Genomic DNA, 2,433 nt, shown 5'->3' on the forward strand with positions numbered 1-2,433 from the left:
AATTTACATTCCCATTATTCCAGTTAAAATTCCGATACGGACTTTTTCAGATCCATTACTTGCAACCTATAATTTAACACTTTGAATTGTAATGAAAGGTTAAATATGTTAAATCGGAAAACGCTTGGAAGGCCCTTCACGGATGATGCCATGCTTTAAAAACATGGCGCATTCCTGTTGATATTCCACCCATTTGCATTACCTTTGTAGAACTTAAATAAACAATACCATTTCATGACCGTTAACATTGAACCCTCTTGGGGCGAACGCCTGAAAGATGAATTTGAAGCACCTTATTTTGATCAGCTTATTCGGTTTGTGCGCGATGAATATAAGGCAGGTCCGTGCTATCCTCCCGGACGGCAAATCTTCAATGCTTTCGACCTCTGTCCCTTTGACCATGTGAAGGTGGTAATTCTGGGACAGGACCCTTATCATGAACCCGGACAAGCCGAGGGCTTGTGTTTTTCTGTAGCCGACGGGGTGAAGTTCCCTCCTTCACTGGTGAATATTTTCAAGGAAATAGAAACGGATCTGGGCCGGCCGGTGCCGGCCAGCGGCAGTCTGCGGCGGTGGGCACGCCAGGGAGTGTTGCTGCTCAACGCCACGCTTACGGTACGTGCCCATCAGGCAGCGTCGCATGCCGGCCGCGGTTGGGAGACTTTTACCGATGCCGTCATCAGCCGCCTCTCCGCAGAGCGCGAACACCTCGTGTTCATACTTTGGGGCAGTTACGCGCAGAGAAAAGGCGCTGTTATTGACCGTAGCCGCCATCTTGTACTCACTTCGGCCCATCCTTCTCCGCTTTCCGCCCACCGCGGCTTCTTCGGCAACCATCACTTCACGTTGGCCAACGACTACCTCATGCGTCACGGCAGTGAGCCGATTGTCTGGTAAGGCGGGCCGGCATCATTTTTTTCCTTATGTCTCGACATTCTTCCTTGCCGCCCATTATCCAAGTGGGCGATGTTGTACTTTCTTCCGACATTCTGACGGAATTTTTCTGCTGCGATCTGGAAGCTTGCAAAGGCGAATGCTGTGTTGACGGCGATGCCGGAGCACCGCTTACGCCCGAAGAAGTGGGCGAACTGGAGAACGTGCTCGATGAGGTATGGAACGACCTCAGTGCGGCGGCGCAGACTGTCATCGACCGTCAGGGCGTGGCTTATACCGATGCCGACGGCGATCTCGTTACAAGCATCGTTGACGGACGCGACTGTGTTTTCACCTGTTACGACCATTCGGGCTGCTGTTTCTGTGCGGCCGAAAAGGCTTTCCGCGAAGGCCGCACCACATGGTGCAAGCCCATTTCGTGCTATCTCTATCCTATTCGCGAGAAACGGCTGGGAAATGGTCTCTCGGCACTTAATTACCACCGCTGGAGCGTATGCCGCGATGCCGTCAGAAAGGGACGCGAATTGCGCCTGCCTGTTTATAAGTTTCTGCGCGAACCGCTGATACGCCGCTTCGGCGAAACATGGTACGCCGAACTGGAGGAAGTGGCCGCACAACTTCTGCGGGAGGACGCTTAATGTCCATGAAATATTGGCAACACATCTGAATACTTAAATAAACATCATGAAAAATTATCATCATTCCCTGCGGAGCGGTTGGCTGGCATTGGCATGTGCTGCAACGCTCTTTGCACCGGCACAGAAAAACAAGGTGCCGTGGCTCGACCCGTTGGTCAACCGAATAAACGTGGAAACGCCCCGTTCGGATTTCTTCGCTTTTGAAAATGCCAAATTGGCTTTGCGTGGCGACAAGAAAGTCTCTTCACGCTATCTCTCGCTAGAGGGCATGTGGAAGTTCAACTTCGTTGTCAACCATCAGGAGGCACCTGAAGGATTCTATGCAGAAAAGTACGATGACACCAGTTGGGAGGAATTCCCCGTTCCCGGTATTTTCGAAGTCAACGGTCATGGCGATGCCATCTACAAAAACGTAGGTTACGCCTGGGCTACGCAATTTCGTAATAACCCGCCTTTTGTGGAGGAAAAAAACAACTATACCGGTTCTTACCGTAAGGAAATAGAAGTGCCCGCTGCGTGGAAAGGCGATAAAATTTATCTGCATGTCGGTTCGGCAACATCGAATCTTACCGTATGGGTGAATGGAAAATACGTAGGTTATTCTGAAGACAGCAAGGTAGCGGCTGAATTTGATCTTACCGGATATCTTGTGCCCGGTCGTAAAAATCTTATAGCCATGCAGGTGATGCGCTGGTGCGACGGTTCCTATCTCGAAGACCAGGACATGTGGAAACTCACCGGTATTGCCCGCGAAGTCTATCTCTATGCCCGGCCTGAAAGCCATGTGGCCGATCTGCGTGTCGTGGCCGATCTCACAGACGATTATCGCGACGGGCGGCTTTCCGTCGGCCTCACAGGAGTGGCAACGGCCGGCGTGACAGCCGATGTATTACTGTTCGAC

The 2,433-nt window shown here is 51.5% G+C and carries 3 protein-coding genes; all 3 read left to right on the plus strand.

From position 1 onward, the window contains the following. Nucleotides 1-234 precede the first annotated feature (234 nt). Nucleotides 235-897, plus strand: a complete 663-nt coding sequence (ung, locus tag C5S62_RS06360) for a uracil-DNA glycosylase (protein ID WP_104404559.1) — start codon at nt 235-237, stop codon at nt 895-897. 26 nt (nt 898-923) lie between these two features. Continuing rightward, nucleotides 924-1,532 (plus strand): DUF3109 family protein, encoded by a 609-nt coding sequence (locus tag C5S62_RS06365; RefSeq protein ID WP_104404560.1) that lies wholly within the window; start codon nt 924-926, stop codon nt 1,530-1,532. A gap of 46 nt (nt 1,533-1,578) precedes the next feature. Further along, a partial coding sequence (locus C5S62_RS06370) for a sugar-binding domain-containing protein (RefSeq protein ID WP_371411193.1) occupies nt 1,579-2,433 on the plus strand: 855 nt, incomplete at its 3' end.

Source organism: Prevotella sp. MGM2, assembly GCF_002933955.1.
Classification (GTDB): domain Bacteria; phylum Bacteroidota; class Bacteroidia; order Bacteroidales; family Bacteroidaceae; genus Alloprevotella.